Below are 22,525 nucleotides of genomic sequence, written 5' to 3'. Positions count from 1 at the left end.
TCCCCCAACGTACCGCAGCATTGCGGAACCGCGGTGCCGGTGGGAAGGCCATCGACGGATGAGTGTACGTGTTTCGCGGCCCTCCGTCGAACGCCTTGCGTCCGATCAGGTTCCGGCCGCGTTCCGTTGACGTTTTGACGCGGTGTCGACGGGGTGCCGGTGGGGTGCCGAGGAGGTTCCGGCGGGGTGCCGGCGAGGCGCTGGTCAGGTGCCGGTCGGGTGCCGACGGGGCCGCGGACCCCCGGCGCGCACCGGGTGTGTTCACAGTCCGGACAGGTCCGCAAACCTGGGTGCCGGGCCTCCCCCGCGTCTGGGACCATGCAGTCATGAGCGCAGCTACTCCCCCCGTACAGTCTCCCACCGACCGTCGGGTGTCGGCCCGCGTCGGGTCGATCTCCGAGTCCGCGACGCTGGCCGTCGACGCCAAGGCCAAGGCCCTCAAGGCCGCCGGGCGCCCGGTCATCGGATTCGGCGCGGGAGAGCCCGATTTCCCGACGCCCGGCTACATCGTCGAAGCCGCGGTGGAGGCGTGCCGCAACCCGAAGTACCACCGCTACACCCCGGCCGGCGGTCTGCCCGAGCTGAAGACGGCGATCGCCGCCAAGACGCTCCGCGACTCCGGCTACGAGGTCGAGCCGTCGCAGGTGCTGGTCACCAACGGCGGCAAGCAGGCCATCTACGAGGCGTTCGCCGCGATCCTCGACCCGGGTGACGAGGTCATCGTGCCCGCCCCGTACTGGACCACCTACCCCGAGTCGATCCGGCTCGCGGGCGGCGTGCCGGTCGAGGTCGTCGCGGACGAGACCACCGGTTACCGGGTCTCGGTCGAGCAGCTCGAAGCGGCCCGCACCGAGCGCACCAAGGTCGTGCTGTTCGTCTCGCCGTCCAACCCCACCGGCGCCGTGTACAGCGCCGCCGACACCGAGGCGATCGGCCGCTGGGCCGTCGAGCACGGCCTGTGGGTGCTGACCGACGAGATCTACGAGCACCTGGTGTACGGCGACGCGACGTTCACCTCGCTGCCGACGGCCGTGCCCGAGCTGCGCGACAAGTGCATCGTGGTCAACGGCGTGGCGAAGACGTACGCCATGACCGGCTGGCGGGTCGGGTGGATCATCGGCCCGAAGGACGTGGTCAAGGCCGCGACGAACCTCCAGTCGCACGCCACCTCGAACGTCTCCAACGTCGCGCAGGTCGCCGCGCTGGCCGCCGTCTCGGGGAACCTGGACGCGGTCGCCGAGATGCGGACCGCCTTCGACCGCCGCCGCCGCACCATCGTGCGGATGCTCAACGAGATCGACGGCGTCGTCTGCCCGACGCCCGAGGGCGCGTTCTACGTCTACCCGTCGGTGAAGGCGCTGCTCGGCAAGGAGATCCGCGGCAAGCGCCCGGCCGACTCCGTCGAGCTGGCCGCGCTGATCCTGGACGAGGCCGAGGTCGCGGTCGTGCCTGGTGAGGCCTTCGGCACCCCGGGCTACCTGCGGCTTTCGTACGCGCTCGGCGACGAGGACCTGGAAGAGGGCGTCTCGCGGCTCCAGAAGCTGCTGGGCGAGGCGAAGGACTGAGCCCCTTCGGACGCTGCGGCGATCCGTTTTTGCATTCGGGCAAGCCCCCGTTCGGAGAAAGTGGTACCGGACGGGGGCTGTCGTATAGCAGGATCTTGGAATGGCACGCGAGGTCCGTCAGCTCCCCAAGGCACATCTGCATCTGCACTTCACCGGCTCCATGCGCCCCGGCACGCTCCTGGAACTGGCCGACCGGCACGGCGTGCACCTCCCCGAGGCGCTGACCTCGGGCGAACCCCCCAAACTCCGGGCCACCGACGAGCGCGGCTGGTTCCGCTTCCAGCGGCTGTACGACATCGCCCGCTCCTGCCTGCGCACCCCGGAGGACATCCAGCGGCTGGTCCGCGAGGCCGCCGAGGAGGACGCGGCGGACGGCTCCGGCTGGCTGGAGATCCAGGTCGACCCGACCTCGTACGCGCCGCGGCTCGGCGGGCTGATCCCCACGATGGAGATCGTGCTGGACGCCGTGCACACCGCATCGCGGGACACCGGGGTCGGCATGGCCGTGGTCGTCGCCGCCAACCGCATGAAGCACCCGCTGGACGCCCGTACGCTGGCCCGGCTCGCCGTCCGGTACGCCGACCGCGGCGTGGTCGGCTTCGGGCTCTCCAACGACGAACGGCGCGGTCTGGCACGGGACTTCGACCGCGCCTTCGCCATCGCCCGCGACGGCGGCCTGCTCGCGGCCCCGCACGGCGGGGAGCTGGCGGGGCCCTCCAGCGTCCGCGACTGCGTCGACGACCTGTACGCGGGCCGTATCGGGCACGGGGTCCGCGCCGCCGAGGACCCGCGGCTGCTGCGCCGCCTCGCCGAGAAGGGCATCACCTGCGAGGTCTGCCCGGCCTCCAACGTCGCGCTCGGCGTGTACGAGAAGGCCGAGGACGTACCGCTGCGCACCCTGTACGAGGCGGGCGTGCCGATGGCGCTAGGCGCCGACGACCCGCTGCTCTTCGGCTCCCGGCTCGCCGCCCAGTACGAGATCGCCCGCGCCTCGCACGACTTCACCGACGCCGAACTGGCCGAGCTGGCCCGGCAGTCCGTACGGGGCTCCCGCGCGCCGGAGGACGTACGCCGGCGGCTGCTGGCGGGGATCGCCGAGTGGGAGGCGACACCGGAGGGGGCCGAGGGCTCTCGTGAGGGGGTGGGCTCTCGTGAGGGGGCGGTGGACTCCGCCGAGGGTGCGGTGGGCTCCGCCGAGAGGGTCGTCGGGTCTACAGGCTGACGCCGGGCTCTGCCGAGAGGGTCGTCGGATCTACAGGCTGACGCCCACCAGGACCGGCTCGTTGACCAGCGTCACGCCGAACGCCGCGTGGACGCCGTCGCGTACCTCGCGGGCCAGCGCCAGCAGATCCTCGGCGGTCGCGCCGCCGCGGTTGGTCAGCGCCAGCGTGTGCTTGGTGGAGATCCGCGCCGGGCCGCTGCCGTACCCCTTGGTGAACCCCGCCTTGTCGATCAGCCAGGCCGCCGAGAGCTTGGTGAGGCCCTGACCGGCCTCGCCCGCCGGGTACGACGGCGGCGCCGTGTCCTGGCCGAGCCGCTCCTTCGCCCGCACCAGGAACGCGGCGTGCTCCGGGGCGGTCAGGATCGGGTTGGTGAAGAAGGAGCCCGCAGACCAGGTGTCGTGGTCGGCCTCGTCCAGCACCATGCCCTTGCCCGCGCGCAGCGCCAGCACCGTCTCCCGCGCCTTCTCCAGGGGCACCCGGTCGCCGGGTTCCACGCCCAGGGCGCGGGCCGTCTCCGCGTACTTCACCGGGGCGGAGAGCCCGCCCGCGTCCTCCAGTCCGAAGCGGACGCGCAGCACGACGTAGCGGTGCGGCTCCGCCTTGAAGCGGCTGTGGCGGTACGAGAAGGCGCACGCGTCGTTCGCCAGCGTCACCGTCTCGCGGGTCCGGCGGTCATACGCGACGACCTCGGTGATCGTCGTCGACACCTCTTGGCCGTAGGCGCCGACGTTCTGGATCGGCGTCGCCCCCGCCGAGCCGGGGATGCCCGCCAGGCACTCGATTCCGGCCAGGTCGGCGGCGACGGTCCGCGCCACGACGTCGCTCCAGGTCTCGCCCGCGGCGACCTCAAGCGAGGTGCCGTCGAGGGTCACGCCGCGGGTGGCGATCCGTAGCGCCGTTCCCTCGAAGCCGCGGTCGCCGACGACGAGGTTGCTGCCGCCGCCGACGATCAGCAGGGGGGCGCCGGTGGTGTCCGCCGCGGCGACGGCGGCGATGACGTCGGCGTCCGAGGCCGCCGTGATCAGGCGGTGCGCGGGGCCGCCTACGCGGAAGGTTGTCAACGGGGCCAGCGGCGCCTTCTCCATTACGTCCACCCCCTCACCCTAGGGGCCCGCCGCCTCCCTTCTTTTCCCGGCCCGCTTGCGTGGGGGGCGTCTTTGCCCACCCGCCCACCCGTGCGGGTGCTTTCTTCGTCTGCGGGTGCCGCCTGTGCCCGGTCGGTCCCGGCCCGGGGCACCTCCTCGGGCGACGAACCTGCGGCCACCTGCGCCTGCTTCTGCCCCTGCCCGTTCGTCCCCCTGCGGGGGCACCCCGCACCGACCCCTCCCGGTACGTCGGCGCCCGCCTGTCCGCTGTAGCTGAGGAGGGAGGGAGCCTCCGCGGCGTACCGCCCCGCGCAACTCCCCCCCGGCCATTCCGAAAGGACCGCCCCCACCCCCACCCGTACCAAAGAGGCCCCCCACCCACCACGAACCTCACTCGCAGACGGGCCGGAGGGGACGGGGCGGGGTGCCCCCGCAGATTTGCGTGCCGACGGGGCGTGGACGAATGGGAAAGGAGCAGGCAGCACGCAGCTCGAGGAGGTGCCCCGGCCCGGGACCGACACCAGGGACAGGGCGGTGGAAGAAAGGGCTGACCCCCGCACCCAAGCCGGGCACGGGGGTCAAGAGGGCCAGGAAAGGGCTAGGCGGTGGGCTGGAGGTCGCGGGGGGAGGAGGACGGGGTGGAGTCGAGGGAGGTGGGAGAGGGACGGCGGGGAAGGAGGAGGGCCGCGACCGTGGCGACACCGAGCACAGCGGCACCAACCCACAGCGCAGGCGTCAACCCGTCGACAAAGGCGTCAGCCGACCCGTACCCGCCCTGCGCGGAAAAGATCGAGCCCAGCACCGCGATCCCCAGCGCTCCCCCCACCTCACGCAGCGCGTTGTTGGCCCCCGACGCGATCCCCTGCTCCGCCCCCCGCACACTCCCCATCACCAACGCCGTGGCCGGCGCCACGAACAGCGCCATCCCGGCCCCGCTGATGATCAGCGCGGGAAGCTGCGCCAGATAGGAGACGTCCGGCGAGATGATCGTCGCGAACCACCCGAGCCCGATCGCCTGAAGGGCGAGCCCGGCCGCGACCACCGGCCGCCCCCCGATCCGGTCGGAGACAATCCCGGCGATCGGCGCGACGATCATCGGCATACCGGTCCACGGCAGCATGCGCAGCCCGGCCTCGGTCGGCGAGTAGCCGACGACGTTCTGCAGGAACTGGCTGAGCAGGAAGATCGACCCGAACATCCCGGTGAACATCAGCATGCTGGCCGCGTTGATGGCCGAGAACCCGCGGCTGCGGAACAGCCGCATCGGCAGCATGGCGTTCGGCGAGGTCGCCCCGTGCCGGATGAAGGCCGCGACGAGCGCCGCGCCGCCGATGAGGCCGCCGAGCACCGGCCCGCTGGTCCACCCCTTGGTCGTGGCGTTGACCAGCGCGTAGACGACGCCGAACAGCCCGAGGCTGATGAGCGCGGTGCCGCGCGGGTCGAGCCGGGCGCCGGGCGCGGTGGACTCGTTGAGGCGCAGCCGGGCCAGCGGGATGAGGGCGATGCCGAGCGGAACGTTCAGCCAGAAGATCCACTGCCAGGAGATGTGTTCGGTCAGGCTGCCGCCGATGAGCGGCCCGCTGGCGACGGCGAGGCCGTTGACGGCGCCCCAGATCCCGAACGCGGCGCCTCGCCGCTCGGCAGGGACCGCCGCGGTGAGCAGCGTCAGCGTGAGCGGCATCATGATCGCGGCGCCGACGCCCTGGAGCGCGCGGAAGGCGATGAGCATGGAGATGGTGGGCGCGAGGGCCGCCGCGGCGGACGCGCCGGTGAAGATCGTGAGGCCGGTGAGGAAGAGCTTGCGGCGGCCGAAGCGGTCGCCCAGCGCCGCGCCGAACATCAGCAGGACGGCGAAGGTGAGCGTGTAGGCGTTGACCGTCCATTCGAGGTCGGACAGCGCCCCGCCGAGGTCCTTGCGGATGGACGGCAGCGCGGTGGTGACCACGAGATTGTCGAGGGCCGCCATGAATCCGGCGACGCTGGTGATGATCAGAGCCCAGGCGGCGGTGCCTGGCCTGCGGCCTTCTGCTGCTTGCTGGGTCATGACTCCCCCTGTGGAGTGCGTACTGCGACGGCTTCGAGCCGTACGGTTAGTTATGGATGACTAACTTCAGCGGACAGAAAAACCCGATGGCTCCGCGCCCCGAAAGGCGCGGCGCCTCACTCGGGACGGGCCGTCTCGTACAGCCCTTCCCAGATGCGGTGGTCGGCCGGGAAGCCCAGCGACACCAGGGTGTTGATCAACATTCCGTAGGCGAGGAACTGCGTGGTCTGCTCGACGTCCGCGCCCAGCTCCAGATGCAGGGTCTCCCACAGCGCCTCCCACCCCTCACGGATGGAACGGCCGAATTCGTGGTCCCCGGACGCCTCGGCGGCGGCGACCGCGACATACATCTGCATCTGCATCAGCAGCCGCTCGGGGTCGTCGGAGATCAGCGTCTGATACGCGTTCCCCATCGCCTTGAGCTTGCCCTCGTGGTCCGTCTCGTCCTCGGCCACATCGGCGAACACCTGGCGCGTCGATTCCAGGCAGTAGGTGGCCGCCGCCAGGAACATGGCCTCCTTGTTCGGGAAGAGGCGGAAGAGATACGGCTGCGAGACGCCCACCCGGCGGGCGATCGTCTCGGTGGACGTGCCGTTGTAGCCGCCGCGGGCGAATTCGCTCATCGCCGCGCGGATGACGCTCTCGCGCCTCTCCTCTGCGCTCATCCTGACCATACGAGTAAGTTAGTGGTCCATAACTAACCTGTCAACCGCGATACGGGAGACACGGGCAAACGTAAGGGGCACCCACCTGGATGGGCACCCCTTACCTGCGCTTCTACGTCTCAGGCGAGCCGGACCACGGCGCGGGACATGCCCAGCACCTTCTGGCCCGCGGACGTCGCGGTGAGGTCGACCCGCACCCGCTGGTCGTCCAGTTTGGCGGCGACCTTCGCGGTCACCTCGATGAGCGCGCCCTGCTCGTCGTTGGGCACGACGACGGGCTTGGTGAACCGTACGCCGTACTCGACGACCGCCCCCGGGTCGCCGGCCCAGTCCGTGACGACCCGGATCGCCGAGGCCATGGTGAACATGCCGTGCGCGATGACGTCGGGCAGGCCGACCTCGCGGGCGAACTTCTCGTTCCAGTGGATCGGGTTGAAGTCACCGGAGGCGCCCGCGTACTGCACGAGCGTGGCGCGGCTCACAGGGAAGGTCCGCGCGGGCAGTTCGGTGCCGACCTCGACATCCGCGTAACCGATCGTCGCCGTCATGCCGCGCCCTCCGCGTTCGCCGAAGCGTTCCCCGAGCCGTTCCCGCTGCCGCTGCGCGGGTCGTCCTCCGCCGCGCGGGCGACCAGCTTCGTCCAGGCGGTCACCACGTGCTCGCCGGACTCGTCGTGGACCTCGCCGCGGATGTCGATGATGTCGTTGCCCGCCAGGGACTTGATCGCCTCGATGGTGGAGGTGACCGAGAGCCGGTCACCGGCCATGACCGGGCGCGTGTACGCGAACTTCTGGTCGCCGTGCACGACCCGGCTGTAGTCGAGGCCCAGCTCCGGGTCCTGGACGACCTGGCCGGCGGCCTTGAAGGTGATCGAGAAGGCGAAGGTCGGCGGGGCGATCACATCGCGGTGCCCGAGCGCCTTGGCCGCGTCCGCGTCCGTATACGCCGGGTTGGTGTCCCCGACCGCCTCGGCGAATTCGCGGATCTTCTCCCGGCCCACCTCATAGGCGGCGGTGGGCGGATAGCTCCGCCCCACGAAGGACTGGTCCAGAGCCATCGGCACCTCCGGTGCGGGAAGCGGGCGGGATCGGGGGCAGCGTACGACATACGTACGGAAGTCGTACGGGCGCGGGGGGTCGCTAGCGGTGGCGTAACGGTTCAGCTGATCCGTACGGCTCCCACCGGGCAATACGTCGAGGCCGCCCCCGGTGACGGGGACGGCCTCGCGGTACTGCTACGGCCTGGAGTCAGCGCGTTTCGCGGTGCGCGGTGTGCGCGTTGCAACGCGGGCAGTGCTTCTTCATCTCAAGACGGTCCGGGTCGTTGCGCCGGTTCTTCTTGGTGATGTAGTTCCGCTCCTTGCACTCCACGCAGGCCAGCGTGATCTTCGGGCGGACGTCTGTGGCGGCCACGTGAGTGCTCCTTGACGAACGGGGGTGATTTGAACATGAGAATAGTAGCCGACTGAGGGACCGATCCCACAATCGGCTACGGTGAGTAGCGGCGACCGGACTTGAACCGGTGACACAGCGATTATGAGCCGCTTGCTCTACCGACTGAGCTACGCCGCTTTGACGAACTGGTCCCCGCCTGGCGGCGGGGAACCGATCCATCTGAGCCCCAATACGGAATCGAACCGTAGACCTTCTCCTTACCATGGAGACGCTCTACCGACTGAGCTATTGGGGCGAGCGAGGAAGACATTACACGGTCCGCCGCGATACGTGAAATCCGTATCGGGCAGGGCACATCGGGCGTCGCGGGGCGTCACGCCCACCCCCTGATCAGGACGTGATCACCTCCCGGCCGCCGCGCGCCGGGTGGCCGACGGGCCCCGTACGGGGGCCTGTTCGCGCCGCCGCGACCGCCGGGCAGGAGGGCCTGTTCGCGCCGCTGCCACGAGGGTCCGCCCGCGCCGCCGCGACCGCCCGGGCCGCGCCTGCCAGGAGCCGTACCCGCGCTCGCTCTCCGCGCGGCACCGCGTCCGCCCGCACCCGCGAACCGCGCGCCGGCGCGCACGAGTTCCGGGCGCCCCGGAACGCGAGCGCGTCCGCTCCCCCGCGCGGCGCCGGCCGTACCGTGTGCCCCGTCTCACGACCCCCACCGGTACGACTAATGCCCTCCTGTCAGGTGTGTGCCGTGCTGACCCCTAAGCTCGGCTTTGCGTGATCTTGCCTCCCGCCGCCCGCCCTGCACGCACCGGAGGAGCGCGATGACCGACAGCCCTCGCGACAGTGCCCGCACCGCCGCAGAAACCGCCACCCTGCTGCTGTGCGGCGCCCGGCTGACCGACGGCCGGACCGTGGACGTACGGCTCAGCGGCCCCCGGATCGAGGCCGTGGGCACCGCCGGCAGCCTCGCGCCCGCCGCGGGCCGTACCGCCGACGGGTCGCGCCGTCCGGCCGACGGCACCCGTATCGACCTGCGCGGATATCTGCTGCTGCCCGCGCCCGCCGAGCCGCACGCCCACCTCGACCTGGCGCTGACCGCGGGCGCCGCGGGGCCGCCGTCCGACGACCCCGCCGATGTGCAGCGGCGCGCCACCGAGGCCGCGCTGCTCCAACTCGGCCACGGCGCCACCGCTTTGCGCAGCCATGTGCGGATCGGCGACGTCCAGGGGTTGCAGGCGCTCGAAGCCGTGCTCCAGGCGCGGCGGGCGCTGCGCGGGCTCGTCGACCTGCACACCGTCGCCGTACCGCGGCTGCTGACCGGCGCGGCGGGCGCGGACGGGCTCGCGATGCTGCGCGACGCGCTGAAGATGGGCGCCGCGGTGGTCGGCGGCTGCCCCGATCTGGACCCGGACCCGAGCGGGTACGCCGAGGCCGTCTTCTCGCTCGCCGCCGAGTTCGGGCTCCCGGTCGACCTGCACACCGCCGCCGACGACCCGGCCCGGCTGGCCCGGCTCGCCGCGATGGCGGGCGGTCTGCGGCCGGGCGTCACCCTCGGCCCGTGCCACGGTCTCGGCGCGCTGCCGCCCGAGGCGATCGACTCCGCCGCGCAGCGGCTGGCCGCCGCCGGGATCTCGGTCACCGCGCTCCCCCAGGGCGGCTGCGGCGCGCTGGACTCCGTACGCCGCGGCGGCGGTCCGCACACCCCGGTCCGCCGGCTGCGCGCGGCGGGCGTCCGGGTCACGGCGGGCAGCGGGGCGCTGGGCGACCTGGCCAATCCGGTCGGCCGCGGCGATCCGCTGGAGGCCGCCTTCCTGCTCGCCTCCTACGGCGAGTGCGGCGCGGCGCAGGCGTACGCGGCGGTCAGCGGCCGGGCGCGGGCCGTGCTCGGGCTGCCGGAGGTACGGGTCGAGGCCGGTTTCCCGGCCGAGCTGCTGGCGGTGCGCGGGGAGGGTGTCGAGGCGGTGCTCTCCCTGGCGTACAGCCGGATCGTCATCCACCGGGGCCGGGTGGTCTCGCGGACGAGCGCGGTGCGCGAATACTGCGACTCGGCGAGCGAGGCCGCGCTCGACCTCCCGCGTCAGTCGCACCGCGAGGCGTAGCGTCACGTCCATGCGCATGGTGATCGCTGGTGGACATGGACAGATCGCGTTGCGGCTTGAGCGGTTGCTCGCCGAGCGCGGTGACAGTGTGGTCGGGCTGATCCGTAACCCGGCCCAGGCCGACGACTTGCGGGCGGCGGGCGCCGAGCCGGTCGTCCTGGACCTCGAATCGGCGACGGTCGCGGAGGTGGCCGCCGTCCTGGAGGGCGCCGAGGCGGCCGTCTTCGCGGCGGGCGCGGGTGCGGGCAGCGGGGCCGCCCGCAAGCACACCGTCGACCACGCGGCGGCCGTGCTCTTCGCCGACGCGGCCGAACAGGCGGGCGTACGGCGCTATCTGGTGGTCTCCTCGATGGGCGCCGACGCCCGGGCGAGCGGGGGCGACCCCGTCTTCACCGAGTACCTGCGCGCCAAGGGCGCGGCTGACGACGACATCCGCGCGCGTACGGACCTGGACTGGACGATCGTGCGCCCCGGCGCCCTGACCAACGACCCGGGCACCGGCCGCGTCCGTCTCGCCCCCTCCACCGGCCGCGGCTCCATCCCCCGCGACGACGTCGCCGCCGTCCTGGCCGGCCTCCTGCTGACCCCCTCGACCGCCGGCCTCACCCTCGAACTCGTCTCCGGCACCGACACCATCCCCGAAGCCCTCCGCACCGCCGCCCTCCCCTAACCCCTCCCCCTCCCCCGCACACACCAAAACGGCCCCCCGCCCTGCTCTTCAGCAGGCCGGGGGGCCGTTCTCATCATGTGGCGGCACGTGGATTCGAACCACGGTAGGCATAGCCGACGGATTTACAGTCCGTTCCCATTGGCCACTCGGGCATACCGCCATGGGATGAAGCCGCGGATCCGCTGGGTGCGGGGTGCCGTGGCGACGACGTAAACGATACCCGATCCGGAGGGGTGGTTCGCCACCGGATTGATCACCGCCTCCGCCTTGTGTCCGCGCGCACCGGACACCGCTCCTTCCCCGCGGAGATCCACACGACAGGCCCTAGTCTTTGGGGATGGTGGTCCGGGGATCGGGCCGCGGATGTGATGGAAGACAGACAAGCGATACCCAAGGAGCCCACTGAAGATGGCCGACTCCAGTTTCGACATCGTCTCGAAGGTCGAGCGGCAGGAGGTCGACAACGCCCTCAACCAGGCCGCCAAGGAGATCTCGCAGCGGTACGACTTCAAGAACGTCGGGGCCTCGATCGCCTGGTCGGGCGAGAAGATCCTGATGGAGGCGAACTCCGAGGAGCGCGTCAAGGCGATCCTGGACGTCTTCGAGACCAAGCTGGTCAAGCGGGGAATCTCGCTGAAGGCGCTGGACGCGGGCGAGCCGCAGCTCTCCGGCAAGGAGTACAAGATCTTCGCCTCGATCGAGGAAGGCATCTCCCAGGAGAACGCCAAGAAGGTCGCGAAGATCATCAGGGACGAGGGTCCCAAGGGCGTCAAGGCCCAGGTCCAGGGCGAGGAGCTGCGCGTCAGCTCCAAGAGCCGCGACGACCTCCAGTCCGTCCAGGCCCTGCTCAAGGGCAAGGACCTCGACTTCGCCCTCCAGTTCGTCAACTACCGCTGATTCCACGCCGGGAGGCCGCGGCCCGCGTCGCGGCCCTCCCGCCGGTTCCCCTGCGGACGCCGCATCCCCGTGGCCGCCCCCATCCCTGCGGACGCCGCACCCCTGTGGCCGCCCCCATCCCCGTGGCCGCCGAATCCCTGTGGCGCCCGCGCCCCCGGCGATAGGCTGCCTGGCCAAGACAGGCAACGGGGAACGGGGAAGTACCAGGCATGTCCGCCAAAGGAGATCTGACGATAAGTCTGATCGGGCTCAGCGACCTGGCGACGGGGCTGAGATCGGTCAAGACGCGGATGGACGACACCGGGCAGGTCGATCGCGCCCTCGGCAACGGGGAGTTGGGCTCGTCCAGGGCGCATGACGCGCTCGACGGTTTCATGCACGGCTGGAAGGACGGCCGTAAGGAGATCGACAGCGGTCTGGAGAGCGTCGCGAAGATGGCGCAGGCCGTCGTGGACGAGCTCACCAAGACCGACCAGGAGCTGAAGGACGCGCTGGCCAAGCACGAGGGCGGCGGTCAGCCGTGACCGTGTCCTCTTCCGCCCCCTCCGGCACGTCGCCGGTGCGCGGGGTGAACATCCTGGTGCCCAGCTCCTGGTACGAGTTCGACATCCATCCGGCCACGCGCGACGCGTCGATACGTGAGGTCGTACGCGAACGGGTCCAGGAACGGCCGGAGTTGGCCGACTCCAGGACGGCGCTCATCCGCACGCTGACCCGTACGGCCGACGAGGCGTGGCAGACCGGGGTGCTGTACTTCGGCGCCCTGGCCGACCTGAGCGACGAGGCACCGCTGACGGCGAGCGTCACGATCGCGGTCCTGGAAGCCGACGACCGGGCGGACGGCACGGCGGACGGCGATCGGCCCGGCGGCGGGGCAGGAGGGGCAGGCGGGACGGGCGGGGCGGGCGGCAATCTGGCGGCGCTGGTGGCGGCGCTCAAGCCGGTCGCCGCGGGCCGCAGGCCGACCGACCCGTGGCGCCGGATCAAGCTGGTGGAGCTGCCGGACGCGGGTTCCGCCGCGCGCAGCGAGGGGATCGACGACATCGAGCTGCCGGACGACGACCGTACGGTCCGGATGGTGCTGATGCAGACCTTCGTACCGTTCCCCGGCGGCGACCCTCGGGTCGCGGTGATCAGCGGGGCGACCTCCCAACTCGCCCTCGCCGAGCCGATGCTGGAGCTGTTCGACGGCATCACCGAGACCTTCCGCTTCGTGTACGCCGACGACGACCCCTCCGTCGGGTCCGCCGAGAGGGTGAGCTGAGCCGTGACCCGACCCACTGACTGGCACAATCTCGACCTCGACAGCGACCCGACTCCCGGTGACGTCTACGAGATCAGGGCCGAGGGCAGGCGCTTCCAGACCTTCGCCGAGGACGTGGCGACCGTGCACTCGCTGCTCAGCAGCGCGGCCAAGGACCAGGCGCTCGCCGAGTGGAACGGCAAGGCAGCCGAGGCGTTCCGCGGCCAAATTGACAAGCTGCCGGGGCAGTTGGGCAAGCTCCACGACTCCTACGGCGCGGCCGGCGACGCCTTGGTGACCTTCGCCGACTCGGTGGAGACCGAACAGTCCACCGCTGACGGCGCGTTGTCCCAGGCGCGCCTGCTGCGCAACGATCTGGCAGCGAAGCAGACCGAGTTGGCCCGCGCGCAGGTCGACGCGACCACGGCGGGCGACGCCAAGGCGAAGCTCGACGGCTCCAAGGGATCAGCCGGAAGCGCCGGCGGGAACGTACCGCCGCCCGACCCGGACAAGGTCCGTCAGGCGGTCCGCAACGCCCAGCAGGCCGACGCCCACAAGAACCAGGTCGCGGGCCAGGTCTCCGGGATTCAGCAGCAGTTGGCCGAGCTGCGCAAGAAGGCGCAGGACGCCGGGACCAACCACGGCACGGCGGTGGACGTCCTCAAGAAGGACCTCGACCACGCCTCCGACGTCGGCATCCACAACAAGAAGTGGTACCAGAAGCTCGGAGACTTCCTGGTCAAGGCGTGGAGCGTCATCCTTCCGATCCTCAAGGTGATCGTCGCCATCGGCGGCATCCTGCTGCTGTTCATCGGCGGCCCGCTGGCCTGGATCGTGCTGGCCGCGGCCTTGCTGGTCTTCGCCGACACCTTGGTGAAATTCATTCAGGGCAAGGCGGGTTGGGGCGATCTGCTGTTCGCCGCGCTGGACTGCATCCCGGTGATGGGCAAGGTCAGCATGCTGGTCAAGGCGGGTGAGATCGGCAAGCTGAAGTGGGCGGTGAAGATCCTCCAGGCCGAGCGGAAGTACCAGAACGTCATCAAGGTGTGGAAGTACGGCGAAGACCTCAGCGGATTCCGCAAGGTCGCCTTCGGCTTCGCCAAGGGCCTGGGCAAGGACACCCTCAAGGACGCCATGAACGGCGGCTGGACGAACGTCAAGAAGAACTTCCTGGCCAACGTCGCGGGCAACACCATCGGCGCCGGGCTCTCCCCGCTGGTCGACAAGGGCTTCGCCAAGATCCCCCGGCTCTACTACAGCGGCCCGATCTCCGCGATGTCGGGCGCCGAACGCCGGGCGCTGGGCCACCTGTCGATGGACATGAACGGCCTGACGCAGCGCGGAAAGACGCTCATCGGCGCCACGAAGGGGCTGGTGACGTCGGTGACGAAGGAGACCGTCAAGAGCACGGTCTTCGGCAAGGACTTCACCATCGAGAACATCGGCTTCGGCACGCTCACCGGCTTCGGCAACTCGGGCGGCGGCTACCGCACCGGCCGGCACTGAGCGGGACGTTCACCCGAGCGGGCCGGGTCCGGTTCACCGCCAGGAGCCGGACGGACCGGGGGCCGGACAGACCAGAGGCCGGACAGACCAGAGGCCGGACAGACCAGGAGCCGGACAGACCGGGGCCCGCGACCGCTACGAGCCGCGCCGTACGGCCACGTCGTACCGCGGGTCGCCGAAACCGGCGGCCCGCGCCCGGCGCAGCGCCTCATCGCCGATGTCCCGGATCGCCGGGCCGCCGCCGCGGGCCTCATCGGTCCGCTCGGCGGCTCCGGCGGCCCCGCCCTGCCTGACCAGGCTCACCCCGCGCGGCCCCGGCAGCGCGAGCACTCCCCCGATCCTGGGGTCGCCCGCGAACCAGACCTCGCGCTTGGCGTTCTCTCCGAGCACCCGCCGCCAGCGGCGGACGTCGGGGAAGCGGACCCGGATGCTCACGTCCTTGTCCGGGTTGTCGGGCACAGGCAGTCGGAAGAACGGCACGCCGTTATCGGCCACTTGGGCGACGCCGTCCAGGCGCTGCCAGGGGTAGACCTGAAGGACCCGCCAGTACCGCTTGTAGCGCGGCTGTATCAGGGCCCACCAGCCGAGGCCGAGCATCGAGGCCGTCATGAGGACGTACGCGAGCCAGGTGACGTCGATGTCGAGGAAGACGTCGAGGAAGGCGAAGACCAGGGCCCAGCCGGGGATGCCCGCGGCGCTGACGATCAGCAGCGCCCGCAGCCGCCCGCGGGACCGCGCGCACCACTCGCGCGTCGCCGGTTCCGCGACCGCGCCCTCGTACGTCACCCCGTCGTGCGTCACGCCCTCGTACGTCACGCCGTCGCGCGGCGCACCCTCGTAGGCCCCAGCAGGCACGGGAATTCCCCCTCGGGTGTGGGTGCGGCCATCGGGTCCGGCCGTCGGCGTTCGACCCTAGCAGTGCGGGTCTCCGGCGGCGCGGGCTCGAGCGCAGGCTCAAGCGAGGGCGCAAGCGAGGGCTGAACCGAGGGCTGGACCGAGGGGCTCAAGCGACGGGCCCGGCCGAGGGGCTGAACCGACGGCGCGGTACGTCACGGCCTGCCGTAGTCGGCCGCCCACGGGTTGAGTTCGGCGTACTGCTGCTTCCAGGCCGTGCGGTACTGGGCGGCCAGCGGCGGGGGGAAGATCGCCAGGACTTCGGCGACGCGCTCGGGGGTGGCGCCGTCGAGCAGCCACGGGATGTAGCGCGGCGCGAGGCCGAGGCCGATCTGATTGCGCTGGCTGTCGGCGAACAAGGCCCAGTCGGCCGGGGACAGTTCGCGCTCGATGAGCGGCAGCGCGTCGCTCTCCTCGTGGCTGAGGTGGGCGTTCAGTTCGGTGGCGAAGGCGTCGGCGGCGTCGCCGAGGGCGGTGTGGCCGCCCTGTTCGTCGGCGAGCGCCGCGTCGATCGCGGCGATCAGCGGGTCGATCCGGTCGTGTTCCGCCTCCATCGCCTCAAGGAGTTCGAGGTCGTCGGGGCGGCCGGCGAACTGGCCGCGCAGCTTCGGCCACAGGACGTCGTCCTCGGCCGTGTGATGGATGGTCAGGAACCTCTTGAACAGATCCCACCCGAAGTGGGTGGCGGTGAGCCGGGACGGGTCGTCGCCCGTGACGGCGGCGGACTTGGCGATGATCGCCACGTCGCGCCGCAGTCCGTCGTGGAAGGCGTACATCATCGTCAGATCGACGGTCTCGCCCGGCTGGTGCGGAGTGGTCATCAACGTGTCTCCCTGGAACTAGGTGAACCAGTGGATCAGGAGGAATCGCCACACCGAGGCTATAGTCAGCCTGCCGAATCGTCAATCCGTATATCTATCCGGGAGTTGAACCATTTCCGGGCCGAACCGAGCGGCTACTGAAGCTCCTTGACCACCTTCAGCGCGTCCCCGATGTGCCCGCCGATGTTCATCATCGAGGAGAACGCGTGCCGGACGACGCCCTCGCGGTCGATGACGAAGGTGACGCGGCCGGGCACGACGCCCAGGCTCGTGGCGCCGTACTGCTTGCGGACGGCCTTGTCGGTGTCGGCGAGCAGGATGAAGGGCAGTTCGTGGCGGCCGGCGAACTTCTCGTGCGTCTCGACCGAGTCGGAGCTGACGCCGATCACCTCGGCGCCCGCGTCGGTGAAGCTCTCGTAGCTGTCACGGAAGCTGCACGCCTCGGTGGTGCAGCCGCTGGTGTTGTCCTTCGGGTAGAAGTACAGCACCACGACCTTCTCGCCCAGCACATCGCTGAGCGTGACGGGCTTGCCCGTCTGGTCGGGAAGGGTGAAGTCCGGTGCCTTGGCGCCGACGTGAAGAATGGCCATGACGTCTCCTCGGTGGGATGCGGTCGGGAATGCGGTCGGGGATGCGGGCCGGGGATGCGGGTCGGGAATGCGGTCGGGGATGCGGGTCGGGGGACACGGTCCGCGAGGGGCGTCGGGGGCGGAAACGGTACGGCGGTACGGGCGGCCCGCGCGCGACAGCCGGTGGTCAGACGTCCGCGCGCAGCATCTTCGTGAGCAGCGCCTTCAACTCCGCCCGGCCGTCGGTGCCGAGCCTCGTGCCCATGTCGGTCTCGGCGGCCTCGACGGCCCGCCGGGCGGTGGCCAGCGCGTCGCGCCCCGCGTCGGTCAGCCGCAGCGCGTACCGCCGCCGGTCGCGCGGGTCGCGCTCGCGCACCACCCGGCCCGCGCTCTCCAGGTCGTCGACGATCTGGAGGATCGCCTGCTCGCTGATGCCGAGCCGCCGGGCGAGCCGCTGCTGCGAACTCGCCTCGTCGGCCAGGACGGTGAGCGCGCCGAAATGCCGCGCCTGGAGGCCGACGTCGGTCAGCGCGTCCTCGATCCGGCGCCGTACGAAATGGTGCGCCTGGGCGATCAGCGGGCTCGTACGCCGTACACCGCGCTCGGGCGGGGTACGGGCCAGCAGGGTGCTCAGCAGCGCGTCGAGGCGGACGCGTTCCGCGGCGGTCAGGGCCGCGGTGAGGTGGTCGTCGCCCGCGGCCATCGCGGGTTCCATGGCCTTGACGGCGCTGCGGCCGTCGTCGGTGAGGGCGAGGACGTACGAGCGGCGGTCGCCGGGGTTGCGGGCGCGGGTGACCTGGCCCGCCTGCTCCAGCCGGTCGATCAGCTTGACCATGGTGGTGCGGTTGATGCCGAGCCGCTCGCCGAGATCCTGCTGGGAGTACGTGACGGGGGCGTCGAGCGCGTCGAGTATCTGGAAGTCGCGCGCGCCTGAGGCGCCTTGGCCCGCCGCGACGCCGAATTCCGGGGCGAGGTGATCGGCGACCCGGTTGGCGCGGATGTGTGCGCGGCGCAGAAGATGCGCCGCGTAGACGGCGAGGGCGGGCGGCAGTTCGGCGTCCGCCGTCTCGACACTGAGCGCGTAGTCGTCCACCCGGCACCTCCGCAGGTGAGGGTAGCAGGGACGGCCACCTGACCGGCCGTCAGGTACGGCGGACGGCCGGAAGGCGCTCGGCCCGAAGGCACTCGGCCCGAGGGGCGGCCCGAAGGCGCTCGGCGCGGCGGACGGCCGGGAGGCGCTCAGCGCGAGGCGAACGGCCGGTCGGTCGGCACGATCTCCTTGCCCAGGGGCATGAGCGACAGCGGGATCAGCTTGAAGTTGGCGATGCCGAACGGGATGCCGATGATCGTGACGCAGAGCAGCACGCCGGTGACGATGTGGCCGAGGGCCAGCCACCAGCCCGCGAGGATCACCCACAGCACATTGCCGACGAAGGAGCCCGTGCCCGCGTCCCGGCGCTCGACCGCGGTGTAGCCGAACGGCCAGAGCGCGTAGACGCCGATGCGGAAGGCGGCGATGCCGAACGGGATGCCGATGATCGTGACGCAGAGGAGTGCCCCTGCCAGGACGTAGCCGAGGAACATCCACACACCGCAGAGGATGAGCCAGATGACGTTCAGGATGGTCTTCACCGGTGGCCTGCCATGTCTTCGAGGCGGGAGATGCGTTCTGCCATCGGGGGATGGGTCGAGAAGAGCTTGGAGACGTCGCCCGCGCGGAATGGACTGGCGATCATCATATGGCTGGCGGTCTCCAGGCGCGGTTCGGGCGCGAGGGGCCGCTGCTGTGTGCCCGTTTCGAGCTTGCGCAGCGCGGAGGCCAGGGCCAGCGGGTCGCCGGTCAGGCGCGCGCCCGAGGCGTCGGCCTCGTACTCCCGCGAGCGGGAGACGGCCAACTGGATGACCGAGGCGGCCAGCGGGCCGAGGATCATCAGCAGCAGCATGCCGAGGATGCCGGGGCCCTCGTCGTCGTCGGAGCGGCCGATCGGGACCAGCCACGCGAAGTTGACCAGGAACATCACCACGGAGGCGAGCGCGCCCGCGATCGAGGAGATGAGGATGTCGCGGTTGTAGACGTGGCTCAGCTCGTGGCCGAGGACGCCGCGCAGCTCGCGCTCGTCGAGGATGGCCAGGATGCCCTGGGTGCAGCAGACCGCCGCGTTGCGCGGATTGCGGCCGGTCGCGAAGGCGTTCGGCGCCTCGGTGGGCGAGATGTACAGCCGGGGCATGGGCTCGCGGGCGGTGGTCGAGAGCTCGCGCACGATCCGGTACAGCTCGGGCGCCTCGAATTCGCTGACGGGGCGGGCGCGCATCGCGCGTAGAGCCAGCTTGTCGCTGTTCCAGTACGCGTACGCGTTCGTCCCCACCGCGATGACCAGGGCCACGATGAGTCCGGTCCGGCCGAAGAAGCTGCCGATGACCAGGATGAGGGCCGACAGACCGCCGAGGAGTACGGCGGTCTTCAACCCGTTGTGCCGGCGGTGCACGGTGCGCCCTCCAAAGTGTGCGTCGGGGGGAACCTCTCCCCCTAGGAGAACCTCCTGCCCACAACAACGCCACCCGAGCGCCGCTAGTTCCCTTATGCGCACGCAGCGCTACCGGCGCGGGGCGTACGGATACGGCCCCCGGCCGGTCGGGGCCGGGGACGGACGTGCTGGTCAGAGGGGCGGAGGGAGGGCCCGGTCAGAACAGCGAGCCCTGCGCGTACCGCAGGACGAGCTGCGGCGCGCCGGACAGTGCGACCCCGGCCAGCGCGGTCAGCGTGATGGCGGCGACGAGGCCGACGGGCGTACGGGCGACGGGTACGGCCGCGAGCGCGCCGCCGGTCGTGACGCCGCTCGCGCCGCCGGTCGCTCCGCCGGTCGTGACCGCGCTCGGGGATTGCTCGGGGGCGCCCTCGGGGCGGGTGAAGAGCAGCGCCGTCCAGCGCAGGTAGTACACGAGCGCGATGACGACGTTGACGGCCATGATCACCGCGAGCCAGCCGTGCTGGGTGCCGACGGCGGAGGAGAAGACGGCGACCTTGGCGAACAGGCCGATGACGCCGGGCGGCAGTCCGGCCAGGCACAGCAGGAAGAAGCCGAGCGCGAGGGCGGCCAGCGGGCGGGTCGCGTACAGGCCCCGGTAGTCGCTGAGCCGGCCCTGCGGGGCGGTGCGCGAGACGAGGGCGGCCACGGCGAAGGCGCCGAGGTTCACCACCGCGTACATCAGGGCGTACGCGACGGTGGTGCCGATCTCGTGCGCCGGGTCGGCGGCGGAGGACGCGGCGGCCAGCGGCACCAGCAGATAACCCGCCTGGCCGATGGACGACCAGGCCAGCAGGCGTACGGCGCCGCGCGGCACGCCGGGCCGCTGCCGGAGCGCGCCGACGTTCCCGACGGTCATGGTGAGCGCGGCCAGTACGCCGAAGGCCGGGCCCCACACGTCGTGGTAGGGCTTGAAGGCGATGACCGACACCAGGATCAGGCCGGAGAAACCGGCGGCCTTGCCGACCACCGACAGATACGCGGCGACCGGCAGCGGCGCGCCCGCGTAGGTGTCGGGCACCCAGAAGTGAAAGGGGGCCGCGGCGAGTTTGAAGGCGAACCCCACCAGAGTGAGGGCCGCGCCGACCTTCGCCATGGTGACGAGTTGCGCGGGCGCGTGCGTGAGGCCGTCGGCGACGGCGGCCAGGTGCATGGTGCCGGTGGCCGCGTAGACGAAGCTGATGCCGAGCAGTGAGACGGCGGTCGCGGTCACCGAGGACAGGAAGAACTTGAGCGCGGCCTCGCTGGACAGCTTGTCGCCGCGCCGCAGGCCGACCAGCGCGAAGGCGGGCAGGGTGGCGACCTCGAGGGCGACGATCAGGGTCGCCAGGTCGCGGGAGGCGGGCAGCAGCGCGGCACCGGAGGCGGAGGCGAGCAGCAGGAACCAGTACTCGCCCGCCGGGAGGTCGTCCTGGGTGTTGACCGAGAGCAGGGCCGTGAGCAGCGCGCCGCCGAGCACCAGGGCCTGGATGACCAGGGTGAAGTGGTCGGCCGCGTACGAGCACCCGCCGCCGCCCGCGGGGAGGTCGGCGGCGGTGCCGGGGTGCACGACCGTCACGCAGAAGGTGGCGTGGCGGCCCGCCCGCAGCGGGATCAGGGCCAGTGCGGCCAGGACGAGTCCCGCGACGGTGATCCAGGCCAGCAGTTCCTTGCGGGCCTTGGGCAGGAAGAGGTCGGCGACCAGGACGACGAGGGCGAGGACCGCCGGGATGGCGGCGGGGGCGAGCGCCGTCCAGTCGACGGACTGCACGAGGGACGGCATCAGTTGCCTCCGAGGAGGGTGTGCACGGCCGGATCGGTGAGGCCGAGCAGGACGGCGGGCCACAGTCCGGCCAGGACGGTGAGCGCGGCGAGCGGCGTCCAGGCGGCGAATTCGTACGCCTGGACGTCGGCGAGCGCGGGCTGCGCGTCGACGGTCTCGCGGTCGCCCATGCAGACCCGGCGGACCACGACCAGCAGGTAGGCGGCGGTGAGCAGGGTGCCGAAGGCGGCGACGGCGGTGAAGGTCAGATAGGCGGGGCGGCTGAGGCCCGCGGCGGGTTTGAAGGCGCCGAACATCGACAGCATCTCGCCCCAGAATCCGGCCAGGCCCGGCAGTCCGAGGGAGGCGACGGCGGCGAAGGCGACCAGGCCGCCCAGGCGCGGCGCCTTGCCGTAGAGCGCGGCTCCCGTGGCGCCTGCGAGGGTGTCGAGGTCGCTGGAGCCGTATCGGTCCTTCAGGGCGCCGACCAGGAAGAACAGCAGGCCGGTGATGAGGCCGTGGGCGATGTTGGCGAAGAGCGCGCCGTTGACGCCGGTGGGGGTCAGGGAGGCGATGCCGAGCAGGACGAAACCCATGTGGCCGACGGAGGAGTACGCGATCAGCCGTTTGAGGTCGCCGCCGTTGCCCCGGCGGGCCAGCGCGAGGCAGGCGAGCGAGCCGTAGACGATGCCGACGACGGCGAAGGCGGCCAGGTAGGGGGCGAAGGTGTGGATGCCGTCGGGGGTCATCGGCAGGACGATCCGGACCAGGCCGTAGGTGCCCATCTTCAGCAGCACGCCCGCGAGCAGCACCGATCCGACGGTGGGGGCGGCGGTGTGGGCGTCGGGCAGCCAGCTGTGCAGCGGCCACATCGGGGCCTTCACGGCCAGGCCGAGGCCGATCGCGAGGACCGCGATCAGTTGCGTGGAGTGACTGAGCGATGACCCGTTGTCAGTGGCGAGTGCCACCATGTCGAATGTGCCCGCCTTCACGCCGATGAGGAGCAGGCCGAGCAGCATGATCACGGAGCCGAGGAGGGTGTAGACGATGAAGCGCAGTGCGGATCGCTCGCGGTCCCCGCCGCCCCAGCGGGCGATGAGGAAGTACATCGGGATGAGGACCGTCTCGAAGGCGAGGAAGAACAGCATCAGGTCGAGCACGGCGAAGGTCGCCAGCGTGCCCGCTTCCAGGAGCAGCAGCAGGGCGACGAACGCCTTGGGGCCGGGGCCCGCGGGCATTTTGAAGTAGCTGTAGAGCGCGCAGAGGAAGGTCAGCAGCGCGGTCAGGACGAGGAGGGGGAGCGAGATGCCGTCGACGCCGAGGTGGAGATGGATCTTGAGCGCGGGGATCCAGTTGAGGTCGGTGGTGGCCTGGGTCCTGGCGGGGTGGTCGTGGTCGAAGCCGGCCGCGAGGACGATCGCCAGGACGAGTACGGCGCCGGTGACGGTGACGCCGTGCCGCAGGACGGCCTGGCCGGGGTCACGGCCCTTCAGGCCGGGCGGCGGCGGGAGCAGGGCGCCGACCGCGCCGAGCAGCGGCAGCACGAGGAGTGCCGCGAGGACGTACTGGAGGGCGGTGTCGTTCACT

General features: G+C 71.3%; 22 protein-coding genes and 3 tRNA genes. 8 read left to right on the top strand and 17 right to left on the bottom strand.

What is annotated here, in order from left to right:
- Window positions 1–326: 326 nt before the first annotated feature.
- Both ACIOC1_RS19100 and ACIOC1_RS19095 read left to right on the top strand, forming a co-directional pair.
- Window positions 327–1,565, top strand: a complete 1,239-nt coding sequence (locus tag ACIOC1_RS19100) for a pyridoxal phosphate-dependent aminotransferase (protein ID WP_355340268.1) — start codon at window positions 327–329, stop codon at window positions 1,563–1,565.
- 100 nt (window positions 1,566–1,665) lie between these two features.
- Complete coding sequence (locus ACIOC1_RS19095; RefSeq protein WP_401855517.1) at window positions 1,666–2,787, top strand: adenosine deaminase; 1,122 nt, start codon at window positions 1,666–1,668, stop codon at window positions 2,785–2,787.
- Window positions 2,788–2,817: 30 nt separating this feature from the next.
- On the opposite strand, the gene ACIOC1_RS19090 is transcribed toward ACIOC1_RS19095, so the two are convergent.
- The 8 genes from ACIOC1_RS19090 to ACIOC1_RS19055 all read right to left on the bottom strand — a co-directional run bounded on the left by ACIOC1_RS19090 (window position 2,818) and on the right by ACIOC1_RS19055 (window position 8,271).
- A complete protein-coding gene (locus ACIOC1_RS19090) occupies window positions 2,818–3,873 on the bottom strand; it encodes a UDP-N-acetylmuramate dehydrogenase (RefSeq protein ID WP_401855788.1) in 1,056 nt (351 codons plus the stop codon).
- A gap of 598 nt (window positions 3,874–4,471) precedes the next feature.
- On the bottom strand, window positions 4,472–5,917 hold the full coding sequence (locus ACIOC1_RS19085; RefSeq protein WP_355340274.1) for an MFS transporter: 1,446 nt from the start codon (window positions 5,915–5,917) through the stop codon (window positions 4,472–4,474).
- A gap of 116 nt (window positions 5,918–6,033) precedes the next feature.
- Window positions 6,034–6,591 carry a helix-turn-helix domain-containing protein gene (locus ACIOC1_RS19080; protein ID WP_355340277.1) on the bottom strand — a complete coding sequence of 186 codons (558 nt, stop codon included), beginning with the start codon at window positions 6,589–6,591 and terminating at the stop codon, window positions 6,034–6,036.
- A gap of 110 nt (window positions 6,592–6,701) precedes the next feature.
- Window positions 6,702–7,130: a MaoC family dehydratase gene (locus ACIOC1_RS19075; RefSeq protein ID WP_355340280.1), complete on the bottom strand. Its 429-nt coding sequence runs from the start codon at window positions 7,128–7,130 to the stop codon at window positions 6,702–6,704.
- Window positions 7,127–7,639 (bottom strand): MaoC family dehydratase N-terminal domain-containing protein, encoded by a 513-nt coding sequence (locus ACIOC1_RS19070; RefSeq protein WP_401855513.1) that lies wholly within the window; start codon window positions 7,637–7,639, stop codon window positions 7,127–7,129. The genes ACIOC1_RS19075 and ACIOC1_RS19070 overlap by 4 nt, the downstream gene beginning before the upstream one ends.
- 190 nt (window positions 7,640–7,829) lie before the next feature.
- Window positions 7,830–7,994: a 50S ribosomal protein L33 gene (gene rpmG / locus ACIOC1_RS19065; protein WP_004571794.1), complete on the bottom strand. Its 165-nt coding sequence runs from the start codon at window positions 7,992–7,994 to the stop codon at window positions 7,830–7,832.
- A gap of 86 nt (window positions 7,995–8,080) precedes the next feature.
- Window positions 8,081–8,153, bottom strand: a tRNA-Met gene (locus ACIOC1_RS19060).
- 45 nt (window positions 8,154–8,198) lie between these two features.
- Window positions 8,199–8,271: transfer RNA gene (locus ACIOC1_RS19055), tRNA-Thr, on the bottom strand.
- Between the two features lie 523 nt (window positions 8,272–8,794).
- Here ACIOC1_RS19055 and ACIOC1_RS19050 point away from each other — a divergent pair.
- Complete coding sequence (locus tag ACIOC1_RS19050; protein ID WP_355340286.1) at window positions 8,795–10,072, top strand: amidohydrolase family protein; 1,278 nt, start codon at window positions 8,795–8,797, stop codon at window positions 10,070–10,072.
- A gap of 10 nt (window positions 10,073–10,082) precedes the next feature.
- Window positions 10,083–10,742, top strand: a complete 660-nt coding sequence (locus ACIOC1_RS19045; RefSeq protein ID WP_401309184.1) for an NAD(P)H-binding protein — start codon at window positions 10,083–10,085, stop codon at window positions 10,740–10,742.
- A 78-nt stretch (window positions 10,743–10,820) separates the two neighbouring features.
- Here the strand turns inward: ACIOC1_RS19045 and ACIOC1_RS19040 are convergent.
- A tRNA-Tyr gene (locus ACIOC1_RS19040) sits at window positions 10,821–10,902 on the bottom strand.
- Window positions 10,903–11,150: 248 nt separating this feature from the next.
- Between ACIOC1_RS19040 and ACIOC1_RS19035 the strand changes: the two genes are divergently transcribed.
- From ACIOC1_RS19035 to ACIOC1_RS19020, 4 genes are all read left to right on the top strand, one after another.
- A complete protein-coding gene (locus tag ACIOC1_RS19035) occupies window positions 11,151–11,639 on the top strand; it encodes a YajQ family cyclic di-GMP-binding protein (RefSeq protein ID WP_188284013.1) in 489 nt (162 codons plus the stop codon).
- Between the two features lie 209 nt (window positions 11,640–11,848).
- Window positions 11,849–12,163: a hypothetical protein gene (locus tag ACIOC1_RS19030; RefSeq protein WP_355340301.1), complete on the top strand. Its 315-nt coding sequence runs from the start codon at window positions 11,849–11,851 to the stop codon at window positions 12,161–12,163.
- The gene (locus ACIOC1_RS19025) at window positions 12,160–12,903 is read left to right on the top strand and encodes a hypothetical protein (RefSeq protein ID WP_401855509.1); all 744 of its coding nucleotides are present in this window, start codon (window positions 12,160–12,162) and stop codon (window positions 12,901–12,903) included. The genes ACIOC1_RS19030 and ACIOC1_RS19025 overlap by 4 nt, the downstream gene beginning before the upstream one ends.
- 3 nt (window positions 12,904–12,906) lie before the next feature.
- Complete coding sequence (locus tag ACIOC1_RS19020) at window positions 12,907–14,388, top strand: WXG100 family type VII secretion target (protein WP_401855507.1); 1,482 nt, start codon at window positions 12,907–12,909, stop codon at window positions 14,386–14,388.
- A gap of 135 nt (window positions 14,389–14,523) precedes the next feature.
- On the opposite strand, the gene ACIOC1_RS19015 is transcribed toward ACIOC1_RS19020, so the two are convergent.
- The 8 genes from ACIOC1_RS19015 to ACIOC1_RS18980 form a co-directional block, all read right to left on the bottom strand.
- A complete protein-coding gene (locus ACIOC1_RS19015) occupies window positions 14,524–15,243 on the bottom strand; it encodes a hypothetical protein (protein ID WP_391163457.1) in 720 nt (239 codons plus the stop codon).
- A gap of 194 nt (window positions 15,244–15,437) precedes the next feature.
- Window positions 15,438–16,103 (bottom strand): hemerythrin domain-containing protein, encoded by a 666-nt coding sequence (locus ACIOC1_RS19010; protein WP_401855504.1) that lies wholly within the window; start codon window positions 16,101–16,103, stop codon window positions 15,438–15,440.
- 134 nt (window positions 16,104–16,237) lie between these two features.
- The gene (locus tag ACIOC1_RS19005) at window positions 16,238–16,693 is read right to left on the bottom strand and encodes a peroxiredoxin (RefSeq protein WP_355340316.1); all 456 of its coding nucleotides are present in this window, start codon (window positions 16,691–16,693) and stop codon (window positions 16,238–16,240) included.
- Between the two features lie 166 nt (window positions 16,694–16,859).
- Window positions 16,860–17,765, bottom strand: coding sequence for a MarR family transcriptional regulator (locus ACIOC1_RS19000; protein ID WP_355340319.1), 906 nt, complete (start codon window positions 17,763–17,765; stop codon window positions 16,860–16,862).
- A gap of 146 nt (window positions 17,766–17,911) precedes the next feature.
- On the bottom strand, window positions 17,912–18,304 hold the full coding sequence (locus tag ACIOC1_RS18995; protein ID WP_355340322.1) for a YccF domain-containing protein: 393 nt from the start codon (window positions 18,302–18,304) through the stop codon (window positions 17,912–17,914).
- Window positions 18,301–19,158: a zinc metalloprotease HtpX gene (htpX, locus tag ACIOC1_RS18990; protein WP_401855500.1), complete on the bottom strand. Its 858-nt coding sequence runs from the start codon at window positions 19,156–19,158 to the stop codon at window positions 18,301–18,303. The genes ACIOC1_RS18995 and htpX overlap by 4 nt, the downstream gene beginning before the upstream one ends.
- Window positions 19,159–19,354: 196 nt before the next feature.
- Window positions 19,355–20,959: an NADH-quinone oxidoreductase subunit N gene (locus ACIOC1_RS18985; RefSeq protein ID WP_401855499.1), complete on the bottom strand. Its 1,605-nt coding sequence runs from the start codon at window positions 20,957–20,959 to the stop codon at window positions 19,355–19,357.
- Window positions 20,959–22,524 carry a NuoM family protein gene (locus ACIOC1_RS18980; RefSeq protein WP_401855497.1) on the bottom strand — a complete coding sequence of 522 codons (1,566 nt, stop codon included), beginning with the start codon at window positions 22,522–22,524 and terminating at the stop codon, window positions 20,959–20,961. Before ACIOC1_RS18980 ends, ACIOC1_RS18985 begins: the two co-directional genes overlap by 1 nt.
- Window position 22,525: the final 1 nt, after the last annotated feature.

Source organism: Streptomyces sp. NPDC088197 (assembly GCF_044741185.1).
GTDB lineage: Bacteria > Actinomycetota > Actinomycetes > Streptomycetales > Streptomycetaceae > Actinacidiphila.
Note: the sequence above shows the minus strand (reverse complement) of the source record. Positions and strands in the feature narration are given on the sequence as shown.